Annotated in this window: 18 protein-coding genes and 1 riboswitch; of the genes, 6 read left to right on the forward strand and 12 right to left on the reverse strand. The window is 42.6% G+C overall.

What is annotated here, in order from left to right:
- Positions 1–296 precede the first annotated feature (296 nt).
- On the reverse strand, positions 297–1136 hold the full coding sequence (locus tag EI164_RS01935) for a histidine kinase (RefSeq protein ID WP_225739066.1): 840 nt from the start codon (positions 1134–1136) through the stop codon (positions 297–299).
- Positions 1137–1549: 413 nt separating this feature from the next.
- Here EI164_RS01935 and argH point away from each other — a divergent pair, with 413 nt between their 5' ends.
- On the forward strand, positions 1550–2923 hold the full coding sequence (gene argH / locus EI164_RS01940) for an argininosuccinate lyase (RefSeq protein ID WP_192518366.1): 1374 nt from the start codon (positions 1550–1552) through the stop codon (positions 2921–2923).
- Positions 2924–3106: 183 nt separating this feature from the next.
- On the forward strand, positions 3107–3397 hold the full coding sequence (locus tag EI164_RS01945) for an oxidative damage protection protein (protein WP_192518319.1): 291 nt from the start codon (positions 3107–3109) through the stop codon (positions 3395–3397).
- Positions 3398–3501: 104 nt separating this feature from the next.
- Here EI164_RS01945 and phoU read toward each other — a convergent pair whose 3' ends face one another.
- From phoU to pstS, 5 genes are all read right to left on the reverse strand, one after another.
- The gene (gene phoU, locus EI164_RS01950; RefSeq protein WP_192518320.1) at positions 3502–4296 is read right to left on the reverse strand and encodes a phosphate signaling complex protein PhoU; all 795 of its coding nucleotides are present in this window, start codon (positions 4294–4296) and stop codon (positions 3502–3504) included.
- 58 nt (positions 4297–4354) lie between these two features.
- Positions 4355–5275: a phosphate ABC transporter ATP-binding protein PstB gene (gene pstB, locus EI164_RS01955; protein ID WP_192518321.1), complete on the reverse strand. Its 921-nt coding sequence runs from the start codon at positions 5273–5275 to the stop codon at positions 4355–4357.
- Positions 5276–5358: 83 nt separating this feature from the next.
- Entirely contained in the window at positions 5359–6279 is a 921-nt protein-coding gene (pstA, locus tag EI164_RS01960) for a phosphate ABC transporter permease PstA (RefSeq protein ID WP_192518322.1), read from the reverse strand.
- Positions 6280–6359: 80 nt separating this feature from the next.
- Positions 6360–7313 carry a phosphate ABC transporter permease subunit PstC gene (pstC, locus tag EI164_RS01965; protein ID WP_192518323.1) on the reverse strand — a complete coding sequence of 318 codons (954 nt, stop codon included), beginning with the start codon at positions 7311–7313 and terminating at the stop codon, positions 6360–6362.
- Positions 7314–7487: 174 nt separating this feature from the next.
- Positions 7488–8648, reverse strand: a complete 1161-nt coding sequence (gene pstS / locus EI164_RS01970; protein WP_192518324.1) for a phosphate ABC transporter substrate-binding protein PstS — start codon at positions 8646–8648, stop codon at positions 7488–7490.
- A gap of 301 nt (positions 8649–8949) precedes the next feature.
- A riboswitch (TPP riboswitch) is annotated at positions 8950–9108 on the forward strand.
- A gap of 248 nt (positions 9109–9356) precedes the next feature.
- On the opposite strand from pstS, the gene thiC reads away from it, so the two are divergent.
- Entirely contained in the window at positions 9357–11489 is a 2133-nt protein-coding gene (thiC, locus tag EI164_RS01975; RefSeq protein ID WP_225739067.1) for a phosphomethylpyrimidine synthase ThiC, read from the forward strand.
- A 42-nt stretch (positions 11490–11531) separates the two neighbouring features.
- On the opposite strand, the gene EI164_RS01980 is transcribed toward thiC, so the two are convergent.
- The 3 genes from EI164_RS01980 to EI164_RS01990 all read right to left on the reverse strand — a co-directional run bounded on the left by EI164_RS01980 (position 11532) and on the right by EI164_RS01990 (position 14704).
- Positions 11532–12614: a hypothetical protein gene (locus EI164_RS01980; RefSeq protein ID WP_192518325.1), complete on the reverse strand. Its 1083-nt coding sequence runs from the start codon at positions 12612–12614 to the stop codon at positions 11532–11534.
- A gap of 123 nt (positions 12615–12737) precedes the next feature.
- Positions 12738–13628: a fructose bisphosphate aldolase gene (locus EI164_RS01985; protein WP_192518326.1), complete on the reverse strand. Its 891-nt coding sequence runs from the start codon at positions 13626–13628 to the stop codon at positions 12738–12740.
- Positions 13629–13855: 227 nt separating this feature from the next.
- Entirely contained in the window at positions 13856–14704 is an 849-nt protein-coding gene (locus tag EI164_RS01990; RefSeq protein ID WP_192518327.1) for an EamA family transporter, read from the reverse strand.
- 377 nt (positions 14705–15081) lie between these two features.
- On the opposite strand from EI164_RS01990, the gene EI164_RS01995 reads away from it, so the two are divergent.
- The 3 genes from EI164_RS01995 to EI164_RS02005 are packed head-to-tail and all read left to right on the forward strand — an operon-like array spanning position 15082 to position 18552.
- Complete coding sequence (locus EI164_RS01995; protein WP_192518328.1) at positions 15082–16989, forward strand: ABC transporter ATP-binding protein; 1908 nt, start codon at positions 15082–15084, stop codon at positions 16987–16989.
- 52 nt (positions 16990–17041) lie between these two features.
- On the forward strand, positions 17042–17932 hold the full coding sequence (locus EI164_RS02000) for an alpha/beta fold hydrolase (RefSeq protein WP_192518329.1): 891 nt from the start codon (positions 17042–17044) through the stop codon (positions 17930–17932).
- Positions 17933–17940: 8 nt separating this feature from the next.
- A complete protein-coding gene (locus tag EI164_RS02005) occupies positions 17941–18552 on the forward strand; it encodes an alpha-ketoglutarate-dependent dioxygenase AlkB family protein (RefSeq protein ID WP_192518330.1) in 612 nt (203 codons plus the stop codon).
- Between the two features lie 206 nt (positions 18553–18758).
- On the opposite strand, the gene EI164_RS02010 is transcribed toward EI164_RS02005, so the two are convergent.
- From EI164_RS02010 to EI164_RS02020, 3 genes are all read right to left on the reverse strand, one after another.
- Positions 18759–19754, reverse strand: coding sequence for an NADP-dependent oxidoreductase (locus EI164_RS02010; RefSeq protein ID WP_192518331.1), 996 nt, complete (start codon positions 19752–19754; stop codon positions 18759–18761).
- 201 nt (positions 19755–19955) lie between these two features.
- Entirely contained in the window at positions 19956–20714 is a 759-nt protein-coding gene (locus tag EI164_RS02015) for an endonuclease/exonuclease/phosphatase family protein (protein WP_192518332.1), read from the reverse strand.
- 4 nt (positions 20715–20718) lie between these two features.
- On the reverse strand, positions 20719–21462 hold the full coding sequence (locus EI164_RS02020) for a M949_RS01915 family surface polysaccharide biosynthesis protein (protein WP_192518333.1): 744 nt from the start codon (positions 21460–21462) through the stop codon (positions 20719–20721).
- Between the last annotated feature and the right edge of the window lie 140 nt (positions 21463–21602).

Raw genomic sequence — 21602 nt, forward strand, 5'->3', positions numbered from 1 at the left:
TGACTATCTCTGCGAGCAGTTACGCTCGCCTAGACTGATTGTTGCGTAAGTCCTATTATAAATAAAAGAAATTAACTCTACAATAATCGATAAAATGTGGATGATAACAGATCTGGTCTACTGTTATTACTTTACATCGTACTCGTTATGTTTAATCACCAATGGTTAAACATAATGAATCTTTGCCTTATATAAATACAAGTTAAAACAATAATATAGACATTAAGTATAATGCAATAAGTATGCCAAGCCTTATTCACTAAAAGATATAGAGCTAAAACAAGTCATAAAAAATATCATAAGCTGACATCTTGGAGAGGATAGTCAATGATAGTAATAATTTGAGTATTGGTAACGGTACTTTTAATATCAGCGCTTTGACCAAAGTAAGAACGTAAACGCTCAGCTTGAATGTAAAAATTCATGTTTTGGCGTAAATCATGGTTAATAATCAGCGTTTTTTTGGGTAAGTCAACACTTATCACAATTGCTACTCGATGCATCTCCCACGTTACGTTAATCTTGATATAAACAACTTCGGTCGTCAGCTCAACCACATTTAGTAGCATGCGCTCCAATATGCTTTGTAAGGTTAGGGCCGTGACGACCATATCATACATAATATCTTCGTCAGGCAGGTGCCAGCTCACTTCAAGCTTATCTGCCAAACGGCTCGACTCGATCGCCAAATAATGCTCACAAAGAGCTATCTCTTCTTCGAAGCTAATCTCTCTTGCGCCATTAAAGCTAGCACGAAATAGTGCAGAAACGTTCTGTAATAAAGCGGAAGCTCGTGGAGGATTGGATTCGATAAGTGACACAAGCGTATTAATGGTATTAAAGAAAAAATGCGGGGACAGACGCGCTTTAATCACATCATTTTGGGCACTTAATTTTTGTTCGAATGACTGTTTTAGGGCATTCACCTCACGATAGCGACGTAAAAAATACAGTAAAAATACTAGGGTAAAGCCACCGCCAATCAAGGTATCAAACACGATGGCTAAAATAAATGTTTGACTATTATATTCAGACCAACCCATATTAATCGTAATGAGCTGAACCAAAGCTATTGAAATAGCACTAGCCGTCATAAGCAAGGCCACGACATACAGACTGACTTTAGGTATATTCATGCTTTTGAAGACTGGTCGCAGATAATCTATAATATATAACGATGGCATAATACTAAGTATGTTTTGAAGCGCCGCGCACATAAATTGAATTAAAAAGTCCGACCAAGTTGCAATATCATAACGACGCACCACCGTAAGAAACAGTGACCAAAAAAATATATATAGCAGCCATTGCCAAGGTTTCATGGTTTCCATGAGCTTAGGTATAAAAAACTCTAAGCGCTCCGCTAGTAAGGCAACCTCATCCTTTGCTATACTTGAGCTCTTATTCTCTTGACTTGTCTTGTACCGATATGAACGCCAATTCTTCAAACCCTAGTAATCCCGAATCAAATGTAACCGCATCTGTCTCTAATTCTAACACAGATGTTTCCAAAACAAATAAAACCCCTACCAACAGTGAGGGTCAACAGATGTGGGGTGGTCGCTTTAGTGAAGCGACGGACAGTTTCGTTGCCGCCTTTACCGCCTCTGTCGGCTTTGATCAACGCTTTGCACGTCACGACATTCAAGGCTCAATCGCACACGCGACTATGCTTGAAAAGTGTGAAATCTTAACGTCTGATGAAGTTGCCACCATCATTGATGGTCTACAGCAAGTATTACGCGAGATCGAAGCCGGTGAGTTTAACTGGTCAATCGCACTTGAAGACGTACATATGAACGTTGAATCTCGCCTCACTGACGTGATCGGTGCAGTTGGTAAAAAACTGCATACAGGCCGAAGCCGCAACGATCAGGTGGCCACCGATATTCGTCTTTGGTTACGTGAAGAGGTAGATAACATCATCGCCTTATTAGTACGTCTACAGAGCGGGCTACTTGATCTGGCTGAGCAACATACTGATACGATCATGCCAGGTTTTACCCATTTGCAAACCGCTCAGCCTGTAAGCTTTGGTCACCACGTCATGGCATGGTTTGAGATGTTATATCGTGATACCGAGCGTCTGGTCGACGCACGCCGCCGTATCAATCAAATGCCACTGGGTAGCGCTGCTCTTGCTGGTACTACGTTCCCAATCGACCGTACTATTACTGCTGAGTTGCTTGGTTTCGATGGTATTTGCCAAAACTCACTTGATGCCGTATCAGATCGTGACTTTGCCATTGAATTTACCTCTGCCGCGTCTATTCTCATGATGCATATGTCACGCATGAGTGAAGAGATTATTCTGTGGATGTCAGCCCAGTTTAACTTTGTGCAGATTCCAGATCGTTTCTGTACGGGTTCATCAATCATGCCACAAAAGAAAAACCCCGACGTCCCTGAATTGGTACGCGGTAAAGCGGCACGTGTTTTCGGTCAACTTATGACACTGCTTAGCCTGATGAAGAGCCAGCCACTGGCCTATAACAAAGACAACCAAGAGGACAAAGAGCCGCTTTTTGATTGTGTTGATACATTGACTGGCTCACTTCTCGCCTTTGCTGATATGCTACCAAACATCACGCCAAATAAAGAAAGCATGCGTGCGGCCACCATGAAGGGCTACGCAACCGCGACTGATTTGGCTGATTATCTAGTACGCAACGGCGTGGCTTTCCGTGACGCTCATGAAGTGGTCGGTAATGCTGTGGCTTTGGGCATCAACGAAGGTGTCGATTTGAGCGATTTGTCACTGGCACAGCTCCAACAGTTCAGTGATGCTATCGGCGATGATGTATTTGATTACCTAACGCTAGAAGGCTCATTAGCAGCGCGTGACCATCTAGGTGGCACTGCGCCGAACCAAGTCAAACAAGCCGTAATCAATGGCCGCAATCGTTTAAAAGCCTTTGCTTAAAGGTTATTTAAACGTCGACTAATTGATTTATTTAAGATTGAAAACACCCGCTACTTTTGCGGGTGTTTTTGTATCAATCACCTCTCCTATACACGATATAACAGATACCCTTTGATAAATCGTCTAAGACCGTTATCATAGGCTAATACTATTATTCGACATATAACTGATAAGGAATGCTTTATGACTGAGACCTTTAATCCTCAAGCCAATACCGTGTTTTGCCGTAAATATAAACAAGAATTACCAAAAATGCCGCATCCTCCTTTTCCTAACAAAAAAGGTCAAGAGCTACAAGAAACGGTCTCTGACAAAGCATGGAAAGAATGGCTGGAGCAGCAGACCATGCTGATTAATGAAAACCACTTGAGTATGCTGGATCCTGCAGCCAAGAAGTTTTTAACTGAACAACGTGATAAATTTTTGGACAACGAAGATTATGAGCGTGCACAGGGTTGGACACCAGAAAGTTAGGGGCTGTTAACTGCCTAATCACCAAAAAAACGCGCTATATCAATATAGCGCGTTTTTTGATAATGAGGGTGTGTCCTATGATCAGAATACCCGTCAGATACTTTCTACTGCTCTTCACTATCTGATGCTTCAAAGTCAGTCACTGACATGGTGACTGATGTCGTATTAACTTGGCGCGCTGCCATACGATCATTGGCTTCTTGTACGGCTTTTTCGACCTGTGCGTAATCTGAGTGACGGACATCTTGACCACTACTATAGTTGATCACCAGCTCAGCGACATTCTGTGCATGATCACCAATACGCTCCAATGCCCGCAATACCCACATAATATTCATGACTTTTGAGACATGCCTTGAGTCTTCCATAATATAAGTCATCAACGCACGAATCGCTGACTGATACTCATCGTTGACCATATTATCATTACGCATAACCTCAAATGCCTGTTCAGCGTTTGACTGACTAAAGGCCTCTAGTGCATTGTGTAGCATCAGACGCACTTGATTACTGAGATGTTGCACCTCTGCATAGCCATATGACAGTTTGCCTTGTGCAGCGATCTTACTGGCCATTTGAGCAATTTTTACGGCTTCATCACCGATACGTTCTAAATCCACCACACCTTTACTGATAGACATAACCAAACGTAAGTCACTGGCTGCGGGCTGGCGTTTTGCGACTAATAGCAAAATATGCTCGTCCAACTCTACTTCCATTCGGTTTATTTCGAAGTCCATATCAATGACTTCTTGTGCTAGTATCTCATCTTTATCGATAAGCGCATGGATTGCTTTAGCAACCTGGTTGGCCGCCTGATCACCCATGTGTAAAAACAATCGAATGGCTTCATCTAAATCTTGGTCAAAACTTTTAGAGATATGCTTATCATTTGGCATAAGAGGTATTCCCTGAGATACATATTTTAGTAGCGCGGTGAGATTTTTGAATTAAGCATCAACCATAACGACCTGTAATATAGTCTTCTGTCGCTTTTTGAATAGGGTTCGTAAACACTTGATCCGTCTCGCCCATCTCAATCATATCGCCTAGATACATATAAACCGTATAGTCTGACACGCGCGCTGCTTGTTGCATATTATGAGTAACGATAGCAATCGTATAATCATTTTTTAAATCTTCAATCAAATCTTCGATAGCCCCTGTCGAAATGGGATCTAGTGCTGATGTTGGCTCATCGAGTAGCAATACTTCTGGCTTAGTCGCGACGCTGCGTGCGATACATAATCGTTGCTGCTGGCCACCTGACAAAGATAATCCAGATGCCTTCAGCTTGTCTTTAACTTCTGGCCATAATGCTGATTTTTTGAGTGCCCATTCCACGCGGTTGTCTAGCTCAGCTTTGCTCAGTTTTTCGTAGAGACGTACGCCAAAGGCGACATTGTCATAAATTGACATTGGGAACGGTGTTGGTTTTTGAAAGACCATGCCGACTTGGGCACGCAGCAGGTTCACATCGACATCTTTACCCAAGATATTATTACCATCTAGGTTGATGCTACCTTCGGCACGCATACCTGGGTAAAGATCATACATACGATTGAAAGTACGTAGTAGTGTCGACTTGCCGCAGCCTGAAGGACCAATGAAGGCGGTGACTTTTTTATCAGGAATATCGATATTGATATTTTTTAGTGCTTTAAAATCATCATAGTAAAAACTTAAATCTCGAATCTGCATTTTTGCCGGTGGCATGTTTTCAGGCAAGTCATTAAGCGTCTGCTTGGTCAGGTTCGCAACATCTGGTTGCTCCATATTTGTGCTAGTGGACATTGATCTGTTTAACAGGTTATCAGTTGTTGTCTTGAATTGATCAGTGGTTTTATCTGTACGGGTTTTGCTGATGACATCATTCATAATATTGTCCAACCTAGCTCGATTAATTTCGTATAGTTTTAAGTAAATGCTCAATGTCGTATCATTTCATTGAGCATTGGGTCTTACTTAGTCTGACCTCTACCACCAATGAATCTTGCTAAAATATTTAGTATCAAGACAGAAGCAGTGATAAGTAGCGCAGCGGCCCATGCTAATGTATGCCAGTTATCATAAGGGCTCATCGCAAACTGATAGATGGTATTGGGTAAATTGGCAATAGGCTGACCCATGTCGGTACTGAAATATTGGTTATTTAGCGCGGTAAATAGCAGTGGCGCTGTCTCACCTGTGATTCTGGCAAAGGCCAATAAAACCCCTGTAGTCAATCCTGCTTTAGCCGCCTTGATTGTCACTTGCGTAACCATTTTCCATTTAGGCGTGCCAAGTGCATAAGCGGCTTCGCGAATACTGTTAGGAACCAGATTGAGCATGTTTTCAGTCGTACGTACCACCACAGGAATAACGATGAGCGCCAATGCTAACGCACCTGCCCAACCAGAGAAACTTTGACCTTTTACCATCAGTGCATAAATAAATAGACCAATAACAATCGACGGTGCTGATAATAAAATATCATTTAAAAAGCGCGTTACCTTGCCAAGCATACTGCCTTGCGAGAACTCAGATAAATAAATACCTGTCATAAGACCAATAGGCGCTCCGATAAACAGCCCTGAAAATGCCAACATCACCGAACCAACGATGGCGTTACGTAGCCCGCCTGCACTCATTGGCGGTGGTGTATCAGCCGTAAATATCGGCAGTTGCACCATACCCTGAAAACCTTCCACCAGAAGTGTCAGCAGAATCCAAAATAACCAAAACAAACCAAAAACCATCGCTGTCATTGCAAAGCCTAGACCTAGCTTATTAGCCCAGCGACGCTTGTTATAAAGACTTTTGTCATAACGTCCTTGGAAACCATTGAGTGGTAACGGCGCACTGATTGCATTAGTAGCGTGGGTAGCATTGTTAGAAGGCATAAAACGTGTTTCCCGTATTTTTATCAATACCAATAACCATCGACACTTATTGATTTAATCGAACTGTGGCAGTCAAACAATTAGCGATTGCCTGCTTTATGATCCATGCGCATCAGCATGAGTTTAGCGAGTGATAGCACGATAAAGGTAATCACAAACAAGATTAGGCCTAAATGTAGCAAGGAGGCTAAATGTAACTCACTCGATGCTTCCGCAAACTCATTTGCCAAGGCTGACGTAATCGTGACACCAGAGGTAAATAAGCTTGGACTGATATTAAAGGCATTACCGATAAGGAATGTCACTGCCATGGTCTCGCCCAATGCGCGACCTAACCCTAAAATGACACCACCAACCACACCAGCTTTGGTATAAGGAAGGATAATCTTGAACATGACTTCCCAAGTGGTCGCGCCCATTCCATAAGCTGACTCTTTAAGCAGGTCTGGCACGACCGAAAAGACATCACGCATAGTGGCTGCGATAAAAGGAATGATCATGATGGCAAGTACTAGAGATGCTGTGAACATACCTAGCCCCATTGGCGCACCTGTAAATAGCTTGCCAATGATAGGCAGTGGACCAATGTGTTCGATGAACCATGGCTGAATATGGTCGCCAAAGAAAGGAGCAAATACAAACAATCCCCACATACCATAAATGATAGAGGGAATACCTGCTAATAACTCAATCGCAATACCGAGCGGTTTTTTTAAGAATTTTGGACACATCTCAGTCAAAAATATGGCAATACCAAAACTGACGGGAACCGCAATTAAAATGGCAATAAAAGATGTGATCAATGTGCCGTAAATAGGCGCCAATGCACCGTACTCGTTGGCAACTGTATCCCAGTTATTGCTGGTATAAAAGCCCAAACCAAACTCTTGAATACTCGGCCATGCACCGACTATCAATGAGACTAAAATACCACCTAAAGACATTAGGACAAGAATGGCAAAAGCTTTGGTTGCATTGACAAACAAAAAATCGTAGCGTTTTTGTTTGGCCAGTTGGGACCTTAAATCATTCATAAGTGTCTCAGCATTGAATAGGGTTGAGTCAAAATATTAGAAATCTTTATTGGGCTTTATCACAGCAAGCTTAGGAGCAAATTTACTGTGATAAAACCTCTCAAATAACTACCGGAGAATAGTTATTCGAGAGGGTAACTGCAAAAACGCTAAATAATATTTAACAGAAATCAGTTACTGGGCTGCTGTATAAGCTGGCTGTCCATCACTGCCCTTCACTTCATTCCATTTATCTTTGAATAACGCAACGGCTGTATCAGAGAAAGGAACGTAATCTAGTGCCATGGCATCATCATCACCTTGGGTATAAGCCCAATCAAAGAAGTTCAATACGCCAGCCACTTGCTGAGGGTTTTCTGGTTGCTTATGTACTAAGATGAAAGTCGCAGCGGCGATTGGCCATGCTTGCTCGGTCTCAGAGTTGGTGATAACTTTATAAAAGCCTTCTTGTTGTGACCAATCGATATCACCAGCTGCTGCAAACGTTTCTGCAGAAGGTTGCACGAAGTTACCTGCTGCATTTCGTAGGGCTGTATGTGACATATTGTTTTGCTTGGCATAAGCATACTCAACATAGCCGATTGAGTTTTTCATACGATTGACGTAGCTTGATACGCCTTCGTTACCTTTACCGCCTGCACCAGTGGCAGAAGTTGGCCACTTCACTGTCTTATCAACGCCGACACTGTCTTTCCAGTCTGTTGACACTTTTGCTAGATAATCAGTGAAGTTGAAGGTAGTACCTGAACCGTCTGAGCGGAATACAGTAGTAATCGCAGCATCAGGTAGCGTTAGATCAGGGTTCGTCGCTTTAATCGCAGGATCATTCCAGTTGTTAATCTTACCTAGATAGATATTTGCTAAAGTCTCACCGTCTAACTGCAATTGGCCAGGCTCAACACCATCAATATTTACGATAGGTACGACGCCACCGATAACCGTTGGAAACTGAATCAAACCAGCTTTATCTAACTCTTCAGGTGTCATAGGTGCATCAGAAGCGCCAAAATCAACTGTTTTTGATTGGATTTGCTTGATACCGCCAGAAGAGCCGATTGACTGATAATTCACTTGACCACCAGTCGCAGCGTTGTAGTCGTAAGACCATTTAGCATAGATAGGCTGCGGAAAAGAAGCACCAGCACCAGTAATATTCATTGCGATATTTTCAGCAGATTTAAAATCTGTGGCAGATGAAGACCCTGCTGTTTGGGTAGTGGCTGTCTCAGTCGCGACAGCACTATCAGCAGCAGACTCTGTCGTTTCAGTTGATTGATTACATGCCGTAAGTACTAAGGTACAACTAACGGCTACTGCTAATAACGAATAACGCATTTAAGACTCCTAAAGTTTAACAACATACAAAAAAGCATTGTTTGTGATATGCGAGTTATCTTGCCAAGTTTTTATGACAGTTTAATGACAGTTAAATGACAACCTTATTACACCTATATCTATCAGCAGCATTCAAACCATAAATAAACGATAATCTTAATTTTTTCAACAACTTAATATCTCGTCTTAATAAAGATAACTTATTCAGTTTTATCAATACCAATACATCGCATAATACCTGCCCCTAAATATCATTAGCCGTCTGAGCAGAATTTTGTTAATATTCAATTGATTCACAACACTGACAGACTCGGGGTGCGGTGTATGATTGGCCTGATTTATTAAAATTGCTTTGTTAAAATTACTTTATTAAACCAGTCGCCTTGATACATTCGCTGAGAGATCACCCGCCAAACCTGATGCGGTTAGTACCGACGCAGGGAAGTCTTAAGCACTTTGTTATGTATGGCAAAGGACGTGCAGAAATGCCTTTTTATTATCATGACTGTTTTAGTATACGTTTGACGTTACTAAAGTCGTGAGTATCGATATAAAGCTGCGTCTGAGGTTTTATCAACATCATCCGCGACGATACTGTTTGGTCGTTGGTTTATGTTCATAAACTGAAATTGTCTAGATTACAAATGCCACCCCCGCAGCTACTGGCGGTGTTGCTTTTATTCAAAAACCAACACGCTAGGACAGCATATGAATACCTCTAATGTACAAGCAGCCCTTTCTGATACACAGACAGCCAAACTCCATATCCCAGCTGACGACGCGCTTCCTACTACGGAACCAGCTCAAGCAACTACCAGTAAAGCGGATAAAAAAGCGGATGCGCTAAAAACACCTGCTCACCGCACAGCAAGTGATGCGCGATTCGAAGAAGACGCGCGCGACTTGCATCGTATACTCCCCGCCTCTCGCAAAGTTTATATCGAAGGCTCACGCCCTGATATTCAAGTCCCAATGCGCGAAATCACTCTCGACCCTACACCTATACAAGGTGTCGACGAAGCCGATTGGGAACAAAACCCACCGTTTTATGTATATGACACTTCGGGCGTATATACCGATCCTAACGTCGAAATTGATTTGACTAAAGGCTTACCAAAACTACGTGAAAACTGGATAAACGAACGTGGCGATACCGAACAATTAAGCGGACTGTCTAGCTCTTACGGACAAGCGCGTGCCCGTGACATCACCACTGCTAACCTTAGATTCGCTCACATCGACAAACCGCGCCGCGCCAAAAATGTCGATGGAAAAGCTGGCAACGTCACACAAATGTACTACGCACGTCGCGGTATTATTACTCCAGAAATGGAATATATCGCCATTCGCGAAACGCAAAAACAGCATGAACTGACTGATATGCGTCAACACGATGGTGAAAACTTTGGCGCCAATACCCCTACAGCTATTACCCCTGAATTTGTGCGTAGCGAAGTAGCAGCAGGTCGCGCGATTATCCCAAACAACATCAACCACCCAGAATCTGAGCCGATGATTATCGGACGCAATTTCTTAGTGAAAATCAATGCCAATATCGGTAATTCAGCGCTGGGCTCTTCTATCGATGAAGAAGTGTCTAAAATGACGTGGGCCACGCGTTGGGGTGCGGATAACATTATGGATTTGTCGACTGGTAACCATATTCACGAAACTCGTGAATGGTTGATTCGTAACTCGCCAGTGCCGATTGGTACGGTACCGATTTATCAAGCGCTCGAAAAAGTCGATGGTGTGGCAGAGGACCTCACGTGGGAAATCTTCCGTGATACGCTCATTGAGCAAGCAGAACAAGGCGTCGATTACTTCACCATTCATGCAGGCGTACTCCTACGCTATGTGCCACTCACCGCCAATCGCTTAACGGGTATCGTCTCGCGTGGTGGCTCTATCATGGCACAGTGGTGTCTCGCCCATCATCAAGAAAGCTTTTTATATACCCATTTTGAAGACATCTGTGAAATCATGAAGCAGTACGATGTGGCCTTTAGCTTGGGTGACGGCTTGCGTCCAGGTTGTTTGCAAGATGCTAATGATGAAGCACAGTTTGGCGAGCTGCGCACCCTTGGTGAGCTGACCAAAATCGCATGGAAACATGATGTACAGGTGATGATTGAAGGTCCAGGTCACGTGGCCATGAACCGCATTAAAGAGAATATGGATTTGCAACTTGAGATATGTGAAGATGCACCATTTTATACATTAGGGCCTTTGACGACTGATATCGCTCCTGGTTATGACCATATTACGAGTGCTATTGGTGCGGCGATGATTGGCTGGTTTGGTACCGCTATGCTGTGCTATGTCACGCCAAAAGAGCACTTAGGACTGCCCAATAAAAAGGATGTCAAAGACGGCATCATTACTTATAAGATTGCCGCTCATGCCGCTGATCTGGCCAAAGGGCATCCAGGGGCGCAGTCTCGTGATAATGCGTTGTCTAAAGCACGTTTTGAATTCCGCTGGGATGATCAGTTCAATCTGGCACTCGACCCTGACACGGCGCGTGAGTTCCATGACGAAACGTTGCCAAAAGACGCTCACAAATCAGCACATTTCTGCTCGATGTGTGGGCCAAAATTCTGCTCAATGAAAATCACCCAAAACGTGCGTGAATATGCGGCGGGTTTGGATAAAGCTGCTACCAATAAAGTCACGCCGCAAACCGGTGACTTAACTGATGCAGGTCATTTGATTAAAGAAGTTGATACCGAGCTGGTTCGTCAAGTTGGTGAGGCCAGTGCTGATGAAGTTAGCAAAGGTATGGCTGAGATGACCGAGAAATACAATAGCGAAGGACGTCAGTTGTATACAGAGGTGTAATGCTCTATTTGCTAAAAACTGGCTAACTTAACAAGCTTGAACCTAGTCACTAGGCTCAAGCTTTTTTATATTTTTCCTTTTAATCGAGATAAAAGCCACAAAGCTAATCACCAGATAGATAGGTGTTAATATTATATACATTAACGGCAAAACCCAAACAAAGAACAGGTCGCGACTCTCTCCCGTTGCCCCTTTACCAATCACCATATCCGTCAATAGTAAAAAAATATAATAGACCATCAAGCTCAGAAAAGGGACTAGAAATCCGCCAGTCAGCATAACCACCCAAAGACTCTCAGGCTGAGCTTGTGCGCGTCGACTCATCATGCGTAAATGTCGTATACCTATCACGAGCAGCGCAATGAAAGCTACAAATGGTGAGGCAGCCGTTAATACCCTAGCCAATGGGTTCAGTGGTTTTTGAATAACAAAATCAATCTCTTTTGCAAGATTATCGTTGAAATGTAATGGCTGATTCACAGGTAATGCCGTTTCTTCATTATCGATATCGACAGTGACATGGTCAGTATCACCATCGAAATTTAGAGTGACAGTTGAACCTTGAAATCGCTGGCTCTGTACATCACTTTGCTGCATAGGCTTTAAACTATATGAGTAGGTATGTCTTGCCGTCCAATCACTACCATAATAGTGTGGATGGACCTCATAAGTAGCTATAACAGTGTGTAGCCCTTGTGGTAAGTTGACGTTGATATATTTAGACTCTGCTCTAAACGTTTTATCACCTGTATCTGTAGTTGGGTAATAAAAGTCAGCCGTATCAAGCACAGTATCACCCTCGGCAAGCACCTCAACAGGCACTGATTGACCGTCTATAGAGATTTTGAAATCATCACTTTGCTCAAAACTATCCAAACCATCAAACACCTCGAGTACTAAGGGGAATTGTAGACCTTCACGATTATTATATAGCTCGTAGGTTACCGTATAACTATCATTAGTGTCTTCTATAATATCAATGTCGACTGACTCTGATATGACATCAATACTCTTATTGAAATAAGCAGCATTCGCCCAAGTTCCTGAATAGCTGACGGGTTCAATAGCTTGGCTAGAAACGCTCCAACTTAGTAACAACAACCCTGTGATGATAAAGCGGTACACAATCTCTCCAAACTTTAGCGAAAACAAACACAAGTTTAATATTTATTCATAATAAAAACTATAAAAAAATCCCAGTAAACATAGTATTTACTGGGATTGCGAATTCGATTTCAATATTTAACTTTAAACCTTCGACGCCTCATAGATCTCTTCGATCGAATTATTGATAGTTGCAGAAAATGCTTCATCACTTTGCTGCTTACTCAAACCTTCAGTAAAAGCTCGCGAGAAGCTCGCTATCATACCTGGGTTTTGCTTCAGCTTAGCACAGGCATCGCTACGGCTATAACCACCTGACAAGGCCACGACTTTTAACACTTTTGGGTGATCAATCAGCTCTTGGTAAAATCCTGCCTCTTCAGGCAATGTTAGCTTTAGCATGACCTGCTGCTCGTCATTCAAACGATCCAGATTTTGTAGAATACTGGCTTTCAATATAACTTCGCATTCATGCTTTTGTGCACCATTGATATCCACTTCTGGCTCGACGATAGGCATCAAATCTTTTGAGAGAATCTGCTTTGCGACATCAAATTGCTGCTGTACCACCAGCTCGATACCATCGACGTTTGGCTCATAGACGACTGAGCGCATTTTGGTACCGAACACAGGATAGTTTTTTGCCTTGTCTAATAATACATCTAGGTCTGGCATCGGGCGCATGACTTGTACGCCATTCATTTGCTCAGCCAGTCCTTTATCTACTTTTAAAAATGGTACGATGTTTTTATCTTCCCATAAATAGTTTGCCGTCGGCTTGCTATTAATTTTACGATCCATGGTATCTTCGAATAAGATTGCGCCAAGGACACGCTCATTATCAAATGAATCACAAGTGATGATACGAGCACGCATCTCATGTACCAAATCAAACATAGCCGAGTCGTCACTGTAGTCTGCACCAGTGACACCATAATTTTCTAACGCCTTTGGTGTGCTGCCGCCACTTTGATCCAGCGCTGCGATGAAACCTGAGCTGTTTTTTATACGTTGTAATTGCTTGTCGTATTCCATTGAGTGTGCATCCTGTTCTTATTTATTGAAGTTATTTATTGAAGTTAGGCACTGTTAAACAAATGCTTTTTGCCAGACTTATGTATCGTAGCTAACCTTATCATAGGACAGTCTGTCTGCCTATATTTTCTCAGTTAAAACCTTCGTAAAATCATGACCACATTCAAGCCTTTAGGCTAAAATTGTTAAGCTAAAACGGTTAAGCTAAAACGGTTAAGCTAAAACGGTTAAGCTAAAAACAGTAAGACCACACAGCAAACCGCTAAGAACAAGCCCAATATATTAATACGATTGAGATGTTCCTTAAATATGCCAACACCAATCAAAGTCGCTACCGCAATAACACCAACATTCATAGCCGTAAAGACGGTACTAGGAGAGTCATGCATTACTTGATGGGCCCGTACATAAGCATAAATATTGCCCATATTTAGTGTACCTAATAGCAGTCCTGCTGCAAGCGCATTTCCTTGCCAGCGCACACGGGTGATAAGCAAATAGATAAATAGCAGTAACCCAGCCAAGCCAAAACTGACAAACAACGTGAGTGCAAAGGCTGTGCCTTGTTTGGCGACCTGTTTAAACAAGATATCAATAAGACCATAGCCTGCCCACACCCCAAATAACCATAATGGCGTGCGCTTGGCTTGTTGACTAATATCAGCATATTGTGGACGATAGACCAATGCTGCTAATGCCAAAAACCCTAACAGTAATCCAAACACATGCGTACCAGTAATCATCTCACCAAACAACAGAAAAGAAGCTGTGATAGGAATAATGAGCGATAGACGCTGAGCGGCATCAGTTGCAACCATACCGACTGATTCAATAGCACGCCCAAGGATAATGAATACGGCTGGTAGCATGATACCAAGAGCAACAATAATGCCCCACGCGCTACCAAATTTAGCTAACCCGCCTACCTCTGGTTTTAGCAAAAACCAAGTCAATAGTGACGCCACAGGATAACCCGCAACGATAGTCTGGCGTATGTCTATGTTTTTTTGCCGTAATATTTTTAATAACACCGACACAGCAACACTACAGAGCACCGCTATCGTTAAATACATCATGAACGTTTACCTTTTTAGACAGCCATCTTTGCATGATTGTTGTTAATACGTTTTTGTTAGGGCGTGTCATCAATTAGCACATTGATGACACGCCCTAAGTCACCTTGAAAATAAATCGTTAAGTAGACAAGATAAACCACTGAACGAATTTAAATCAGTAGAATGTAACAAAATATTTCCATAGCAGCAATCTATTTATTAGCTTTTATCTCGCTGAATACAAGTTGGACTGCCTCGTTCAAATTACAATTCGCATGCAGCTCTAATGGCGAATTTTGCTAAAATAGCGAGCAATCCTAATAACAAAAGTAAAGATTCAAAGTAACGAGTGACGTCGTTAATTTTGGCGTACTGCTATCGATGTTTTATGACTGCCTATGAATGCTCTATTTCGTTTTTTTGAAAACCGTCTACTCGCCTTTCCTGACACCCCAATGCCACTACCCTCACCTCGTGATGGCATGCTCAAGTTTTTGTGGGTATGTACCAATGGCTTACGTGGCTGGCTAGTACTATTTATGATTTTGTCAGCAGGTATTGGCATCTATGAAGCCATGCTGTTTGCTTGGATTGGCAATATCGTCGATTGGCTCGGTATTTATACACCGCAGACGCTATGGGTAGAAAAAGGCGACATGCTACTCTTGATGCTGGCGGTCATGATACTGAGTCCAATATGGATTGCCTTATCATCGTTTGTTCATTTTCAGACTTTGCAAGGCGTCTTCCCCATGCAAATGCGCTGGCGTTTTCATCAGCGCATGCTTGGGCAGTCGATGCAGTTTTATCAAGATGAGTTTTCAGGACGTGTCTCAGCAAAAGTGATGCAAACGGCATTGGCTGTGCGTGATACCGTCATGACGGTCACCGACATGTTCATGTATGTCTCTGTCTACTTTATCACCTCAGGCGTTATTTTATTTAACTTAGACAAGTTACTATTGATTCCTTTTATTATTTGGCTCATCTTGGTTGCCCTCAGTATTTGGTACTTTATTCCGAAGTTAAAAAACACCGCCATCGTACAAGCAGATGCTCGTGCGTTGATGGTTGGCCGCATTACCGATGCTTATGCCAATATCATGACCGTCAAACTATTTAGCCACTCACGCCGTGAGCTAGGCTATGCCAAGAACGCCATGGGGCAGTTTTTGGGTACTGTCCATGCACAGATGCGCTGGGTCAGCTATCTAGAAGTCTCGACTCATCTGATCAGTGTTATTTTAGTCAGTAGCACAGTTGGTATTGGCCTATATTTATGGCAACACGGTGCGGTCGGTGTGGGTGCCATTGCCGCTGCAACAGCGATGGCACTGCGCTTAAACGGTCTGACGCGATGGATTATGTGGCAAACGGCCAGTTTGTTTGAAAGTATCGGTACGGTACAGGATGGTATGCGCACATTATCAGCACCACAAACCATTATAGACCAGCCTAATGCGCCTGACTTAAACGTTACCAAGGGTCAGATTGTCTTTGACCATGTGGATTTTGGTTATGAAAGCGAGACCAATGGTGACACTGCTGACGCTCATAATTTAGGCGAAGTAAAAGAGACGACAACCTCGACCGTGAAGCTTCTTGATGATTTCTACCTAGATATCGAGCCAGGTGAAAAAATAGGCTTGGTTGGGCGCTCAGGAGCAGGTAAATCAACCTTGGTTAATTTATTATTACGCTTCTTTGATGTTGATAGCGGTAAAATCCTTATCGACGGGCAAGCCGTTGATGCCGTTACCCAAGAGTCCTTACGCCAACAAATCGGTATGGTCACCCAAGACACATCCTTATTGCACCGTACTGTACGTGAAAACATTGCTTACGGTCGTCCTGATGCTAGCGATGACGAAATTATTACGGCTGCCAAGCAAGCCCAAGCATGGGATTTTATTAAAGACTTATATGATGATAAAGGCAATACTGGTCTGAACACTCAAGTGGGTGAACGTGGCGTCAAACTTTCTGGTGGTCAGCGTCAGCGTATCGCCATTTCACGTGTTATGCTAAAAAACGCACCGATATTACTGTTAGATGAAGCAACCAGCGCCCTTGATTCTGAGATTGAATTTGCGATTACCGAAAGTCTGAATGACATTATGACAGGTAAAACGGTCATCGCGATTGCTCATCGTCTCTCTACCATTGCTGCTCTCGATAGATTGGTGGTCATGGACAAAGGTAAAATTATTGAGCAAGGTAGCCATGATGAGCTATTGGCGCGGCAAGGCGTCTATGCACGACTATGGCATCGTCAAAGTGGTGGCTTCTTAGGCGAAGACAGCTAAGAAAAAACCGTTTACTCTGTTTAAAAACGACACACAAGGAAGTGTTTATCTTATGGAAGCATTTACACACCGTATTAATATCAGCGGCAAACAAGCACGCTACTACAACCTGAGCCAACTTAATTCCTCGATACAGTCAAACGCTGCCTCACGTGTGCCCGCGCATTTTTATGGTGGTAATAGTTTTACCGTTGGCACCTACAAACCTTTATTACAGGCACTATCAACTAACTTTGATATCAGCTCACTCGCCCTACGTGGCTACTGGTATGACAAGCCGCAACGCCGTCGCCTGACACGCGAACAAGATGCCGAAATGCTGATTGAATTTTTAGAAAAAACACAAAACAAACCAGTGGTAGGTATAGGCCATTCACAGGGTGCAACTGCCACTGCCATCGCCGCAGCCATGCGCCCAGATCTGTTTTCACAGTTATATTTAATAGAGCCTGTGACATTTACCAAAAGACAAGCTCGGCTATATAACCTATTGCCACGTAAGGTTCTGCTCAATCGCGAGCCTTTTAAAAGCACACTGACCAAGCAAGCTATTTGGTCAAGCATCGAAGATTATTATGAATACTTGCGCGCACAGCCTGCTTATAGGCGTATTAGCGACACACACTTGCGAGTGTTTGCCGAGCAAAGCTTGGTCAAGAATACTGATGGTACTTACATACTAATATTTGCGCCAGAGCAAGAGCTTGCCAACTATTTTGGCGCGCCTTATATTGATAGCGCACTCAAACAACTTAAATGCCCTTATACCCTCATTACTGGCAAGCCAACCTTATTTATCAATGATAAAGTGCGTAAACAATGGCGCAAGTTTGTACCTGACAGCCGCATCGTTTCTCTACTAGAATACGGACACTTATTACCGATGGAAGCACCTGACCTATGCGCTCAGATCATCCATGATTATTATCAAATCAACAAATAAGCTGGTACATGCCTGATCTTTTTTCTCCTGCACCGACTGACAACCTACTGCCTTATGATGGCAAGGTAAATGACTTAGGCATGGTTATCGAAAATACCGATGAGGTGTATCAGGCTTTATTGACTGAGCTACCGTGGCAGTCTGATGTCGTGACACTGTTTGGAAAGACCCACATCACCACTCGCCAAATCGTTTGGATGGGCGAAAGTAATACCACTTATCAATACTCTGGACAATCACATCAGGCTATTGCATGGTCCGCCACTGTGTTTCACATGAAACAATACGTTGAGCAGCAACTATCAAATATTGGTATCAACGTTGATTTTAATTGCTGCCTGCTTAACTATTATCCTTCTGGTAATGATGGTATGGGCTATCATGCCGATGATGAAAAAGAGCTGGGTGCTCAGCCAATCATCGCATCTCTATCGCTTGGTGCCACACGAAAATTTGTTTTGAAACACAAAGAAACTCAAGACAAAGTTGAGCTTCATCTTGAGTCAGGTCAGTTAATTGTCATGCATGGTGATACTCAAAAGTATTGGAAACATACCATTACCAAAACTAAAGCGGTCTCAACAGTGCGTATTAGCCTAACGTTTCGACAAATACTGTAGCTTTAGATTCAATTCGCCTTAGATTCAATTCGCCTTAGATTCAATTCGCCTTAGATTCAATTCGCCTTAGATTTAATTCGCCTTAGATTTAATTCGCCTTAGATTTAATTCGCCTTAGATTTAATTCGCCTTAGATTTAATTCGCCTTAGATTTAATTCGCCTTAGATTTAATTTGCCTTAGATTTAATATAGTCTAGAGCGTGTCTTAGCTTGCTTTTAAAACAATCTTGCCAAACGCATTGCCTTTTTGTAGCTCATGATGCGCCGCCACCACCTCTGATAATGGATAAACTTGCTGAATACGTAACGTCAGCGCACCATCTGCCACCAGTTGTAGCACTCTAGCCATATCTTCACCATTACGCTGCGATTTATAACCTGCAACTTTCAGATTTTTTTGACTACCCGCTTCTTTGAGTTTGTCGACCCAAATCGTTGGTAACACATAAACACTACCTTCAGACTTCACAACATCAAGCGCTCGTATGCCTGCATCACCGCCAACCAAATCTAGCAGCACATCCGCCTTCAGCTCAGGAAAAGCATCGTCTTTGGTATAATCGATCCAACCTGCCAGCTTAGATATTTCTATTAATTCATCCAGCTTGGCATATTTTTCTGGTGAGCAAATAACGGTTACCTTGATATTATTGTTAGCCACTTTACCCATTAATAACTGAATCAATAAATGACCGACACCACCGGCTGGTGCATTGATCACCACATGCTCGCCGTCTTTAATATTAGCAAACTCTACAAACTGTATCGCCGTTTGTCCGATACAAGGCAATGCACCTGCTTGCTCTAGTGTCACTGGTTCTGGTACTTTTGCTAGCAGAGTAGCATCGACTGCCACATACTCAGCATAACCACCGCCACTGAAGGTCAGAGCAGCAACTTGATCACCAGTACTGAAATGCTCGCTATTGCTATCAACCACAATGCCTGACACATCGAAGCCCAGTATTGCAGACTCATGGTTATCGAACTTATCTTTTTGGATAGCTGCCGCGCCCCAGCCTTTACCTTGGCGTGTCTTGTAGTCGACAGGGTTAATACCTGCATAAGCAATTTTCACCAATACTTGATCGTCAGCCAATTCTGGCATCGCTACACCATCTTGATATTGCATCACTTCAGGCGCACCAAACTCATTGATCAGCACAGCATGTTGAGCGTTTGGTCGTTGGCTATTAGACATCGTTATATATCCTTATATGTTATCGGGTGCTTTGTTACCCCAATTTTTTGATGAGTTTTATTTTATTTGACGCTTTGTTCTGTAGTCAGTTTACTATAAAACAAATACAGCGATATATTAGGGTCTATTGAACATTCAACAAACCCTAATATGGACAGCGAGGATGAAGATGTAGCGGATTTATATGGATTTGACTATATTTTACAATAGCGCCAACTCCGCACTGATTGGCAGATGATCCGACAGCGTCGACCATGGTTTTCCTGTATGCACCCAAGCATCTTTTATTCTTAGATTACGTACATAAATGCGATCTAAGCTTAGTACTGGCAACTTGGCTGGGAAGGTTGGTAACAGTTTGCCATGACAGTGTTTGAAAGCTTCTATCATACCCAAATCATGCGCCAGTTTATCACAGGACATTTTTTTCCAGTCGTTAAAGTCACCCGCCAAAATCAAGGGCTGATCATCAGCAATCTCATGACATATATAATTAGCAATGGCCTCGTACTGCTTAATACGATCGCGCTCAAATAAATTCAAATGCGCACACAACACAACCACTGGCCTCTCCCAGCCTATTGGCTGTACTTCACAATGCAACACGCCACGCTGCTCAAGCTTATTGACGGTGATATTGACATTGTGTTTTGGATCTAAGGGAAAACGGCTCAATACTGCATTCCCATGATGGCCATTTTCATATTCGCAGTTTTTGCCATAGCTGTTTTGCAGCTTCAGATACTCACCGAACCACTCATGTTGGGACTGATCCGGATATTCATTGTATTGTAGATTGCGCTTGAGGTTCTGACCTTGCACTTCTTGCAGACACAACACGTCAGAACCCACGATATCCAGAGCTTGGGCGATGCCTTGCATTTTGACTTGGCGGTTTAATGGCGACATGCCTTTATGAATGTTATAGCTGGTTAAAATAAAAGAATTTGTGGTTGTCATAGATTTAGTCATCATACTTAAAATAAATGGAACATTGATTATCTCGCCACACTGATTTCAAATGACGCCTAAACATTACTTTATTGTGCTCCGATAATTCAGATTGCTGTAACAGTTTTTCGTCAATTGTGTATTCACCACCATAATTATTTGGCTTGACTGGTAAACCCGTTTTGGAATCACATATTGCCGAGTTACCACGGATAGCAAATTTTTGTTTACCTTCATACATGATGATTTTCATTTCGTCGTAACTGACATCACCGCGACAACCGATATAATAAGGAACGCTCACCTCAGCCACACCGTTATTATTAATGTCAGTCACTACGGCAGTTTCCTTAGTATAACGGGCAATCACATCTAAATCGCAGGGTACATAGTCATATATTTGCCATACTCGACGTGTTGCTTGATCTACGTTGTACAAATGACTGATTACTTCTCCTGCGGGACTGTCAAAAGTGGCAGCGTAATCAAGACGCTGTAACTGAACCAGATAATTGGTACCTGTAGCATCGACCCATGAACTAATAGCCACAATATCCTTATTATTCAGCTTCAATTTATTCAGCGTGGAGCTTGTTTGGTAATATTTTTGCACAGTAGCAGGTAACTGACTCCACGCCAAATGATTTATAGAGATAGTATTAATATTGGAAGCACTATAACTATAGCTAGAGTTAAGCGCGAGCATTAGTGTGACACTTAGTACTTTGATAGCCTTGCTTGTACGCTGGTTCATCATAATAAGTGCCTAATGTATAAGTTAAGAGGAATATCTTAAAAGTATGTTGAATCAAACACGCATCAATGTAAAAAAGCATTGATTCTTATTGAACCAATGCTCCCATACTATACCTATATGCCATCAATGGCTAATTCGAA

This window comes from Psychrobacter sp. FME13, assembly GCF_014861395.1.
In the GTDB taxonomy this organism is placed as follows: domain Bacteria; phylum Pseudomonadota; class Gammaproteobacteria; order Pseudomonadales; family Moraxellaceae; genus Psychrobacter.